Source organism: Treponema sp. R6D11, assembly GCF_054786075.1.
The window spans coordinates 1-2977 of record NZ_BDHD01000200.1; the positions used below are offsets into that span (position 1 = coordinate 1).

The 2977-nt window shown below is 49.7% G+C and carries 3 protein-coding genes; all 3 read right to left on the minus strand.

The window, feature by feature from the left end:
* Nucleotides 1-935, minus strand: a 935-nt coding sequence (locus ACYVTD_RS11110) for an endonuclease/exonuclease/phosphatase family protein (protein ID WP_461247837.1), incomplete at its 3' end; no start/stop codon positions are given.
* 385 nt (nucleotides 936-1320) lie between these two features.
* On the minus strand, nucleotides 1321-2124 hold the full coding sequence (locus ACYVTD_RS11115; protein WP_461247838.1) for a polysaccharide deacetylase family protein: 804 nt from the start codon (nucleotides 2122-2124) through the stop codon (nucleotides 1321-1323).
* A partial coding sequence (locus ACYVTD_RS11120) for a sodium:solute symporter family transporter (RefSeq protein WP_461247839.1) occupies nucleotides 2125-2977 on the minus strand: 853 nt, incomplete at its 5' end. It lies immediately after the preceding gene.

Consider the following 2977-nt stretch of genomic DNA (forward strand, 5'->3'; position numbering starts at 1 on the left):
GCATTGATAAAAAACTGCTTCGACACTAAAAAATGATCGATTGTCTCCCAGTTGTTCTTGTAATAATAGGAACCTTTTTCGACGTCGCGCACCCATGCCGAAAAAAGAACGATTGTTCCCTGCGGAAAATTGACGGGTACGGGCGGCTTGTCTTTTCCAAGAACGATAAAATCTTTTTGCGCGCCTGCCGCCATTTGCGCGCAATAAGGATCGTCTGGTAGCAGGGCGGTTATTGCCTGCGCGCCCTGTCTGTAAAATTCATTGTGGTTCTCGTTCAAATCGCCCGCGACGATTATCCCGATATCGGGCTCTTCCTCCCACAACTCACGGATACGGCGCAGGATAACCCTCGCCGAAGCCCTGCGGACGCTTTCGGTATTGTCGTCGCCGCCAAGTTTCGACTTCCAGTGGCAGACAAAAACGACAAATTCCTTTTCTGTTTGAATTCTTACTTCAAGCACGGGACGCGGAGTTGTCTCGTCGCCTATCGTTATCGAGTGGGCCTTCGGCTCCGCAAGCGGGAAGCGGCTAATAATGCCCACTCCCAAAGAAGCGCTGGGGTTTTTCGCAAAGTGGCTGTACGCATAACCGCCGGGCAGAGCCTCGCCAACGTCATGAATGGTAACAAGCGATTCAATCTCCTGAAACATGATGATGTCGGGCGGCGGGTTAAGGCTGGCAATCGCCGTGGAAATGGTATTTACCTTACCTTTGTACTTCTCTGTTGACCACCCCGCCGAGTTCAAAAATTCATCGTATTCATTCCCGTTATCAACGCCGTCAAACAGGTTTTGGACATTCCACGTCATCAGGGTAAGGGTGCCGGGTTCCGCCGACAACGTCGGTTTTTCCGCCTTTGAATCCTGAGCCGAACAGCCCGCCGCAAGCAAAACAGCCAAAATAAAGAGCAAAAACGCACGTCTTAAAATTTTCATATCAACCTCCATGAAAGATATACCCTATATACGGTGCGTCCGTGTATTTTGCATTACTTTAGCGAGGAGAATTTTGCTAAAAAATAAAAAAAATAGGGAAAATATTCCCTATTTTACTACAAGCCGACTTACGCAAAGCCCCTCCGGTGATTTGGTGTCGTGGCATTTTCGACGCACGCTCTGGCGTGGCATTATAGGCAAACCACGACAATATCACCGGCGGGGCTTTGCGTAAGCTCGGCTTTTACCAAATAGCTTGGGATTTTTTCGGTCTTTTGGTTATTAGCATATATCTTATGAATGCGGAGGGTTTGGTAGCTCGTGGGGCACGTAACGTCACCGATACCGCTCTTAGAAAATTTTCTGTAATCTATTGCGTACCTCGCTATGACCGCAGCGCAAACGGCGAGCTAAAGCTCGCCTCATTTGGTTCATCTCGTTGGAGCCTTTCGGCGCTGGGGCGTTTGGAATTTTGTTCATCCACACCCCTTGACGGGGTGCTGTAGATTGCCCCCAACAAAGCCTGCGCGTTGGTCGCATAAAATATGTCATCTCTATTTGCCATAAGCTTGCAAAAATCCTCTATAATATGCCAGTTGTTGTCGGTTTCAAATTCATAACTGTGTCCCCAAAGGTAAAAAACCTGCGGGGTTTCGGGTTTCAATTTTATAAAGGTTTCAGCCAATTCCATTAAGCCCGCGTCATTATGATGGGCCGTTGGCTGATATGCGAGCAAATCTTTGGGGATATCGAAAGAAGAAGTAGCCGCAACGCCGCGGGCGTAAAGAAGGCCGCAGCGGCCGACGATTTTTTTTACTTCGTCGTTAAAGGTTCCGTAGGGATACGCCATTCCGTAAATTTTCGTGCCGAAGATTCTTTCCAAGTTGATCTTGTCCTGCTCCAGCTCGTTAACAACGGTCTCCTCGTTCAAGGTTTCAAGGCGGGGATGGGTAAGGCTGTGAACCGCTATTTCATGCCCTTTGTACAAGTCAGGAAGGCCTGCCACGTTCATGCGCCTTATTGTTATGCCGTTTCTTTCCCACTGGCTGGAGCCGGATTGAACCCCGCTGTTTAGGTTAAAAGCCGCCTTAATGCCGTAACGGTTTAAGATTTCGACAAGTTTCCTGTCCTGCTCCACACCGTCGTCGTAACTTAATGTAAGCGCCTTCTTTTTTCCATGCGGAAACATCTAGTCCTCTATCGCAAGAGACTTGTCATACAGCGCCTCAACCTCGGCGCCGGGGTTTTTGCCGCAAAGGGTAACGACAATCGCCGTAATCAGACCAATTACAAAGCCGGGGATAATTTCGTAAAGGCCCGTGCCGGAAAAAGCCGTGAGCCAAATCACGTCCGCCACCGCGCCCGCGACGATACCCGCTACCGCTCCGGCGAACGTAAAACGTTTCCAGAAAAGCGACAACAGAATCGCAGGGCCGAAGGCGGCGCCGAATACGCCCCACGCGTTTCCGACAAGGCTCATGATCGTGCCGCTGCCCGGGTTCGACGCTATTATAACGGCTATAATCGCTATAACAGCGACAACTATCCTGCCCGCCCAAAACATCTCTTCATCGCCCGCCTGCCCCTTACGCAGTACGGGTTTGTAAACATCCGCGGCAAAAGCGGAAGCGGAAGCCAGAAGCTGGGAGTCGGCGGTACTCATGGCCGCCGCCAAAATTGCGGACAATAAAATACCCGCAATAACTCCCGGGAAAATCATCCTTACCATTTGAATAAAAACCGTATCTGCTTCTATATTACCGCCAAGGAACATGCGCCCGATACAGCCGGCGGCGACGGAGAAAAGCAATATCAAAATATTCCATGTTATGCCGATTTTCGCGCCTTTTCTTACGTCCTTTTGAGACCGTATCGCCATATATCTGATAATAATGTGCGGCATTCCAAAATAGCCGAGACCCCACCCGAAACCGCTAAGTATGTCCGCCCAGCTTTTCCAATCCAATTTTCCGCTGCTTAGAAAGTTCCAGTAATTTACAGGAAATGAGGATGCGCCCGATAAGGCATGACCAGATTCGACC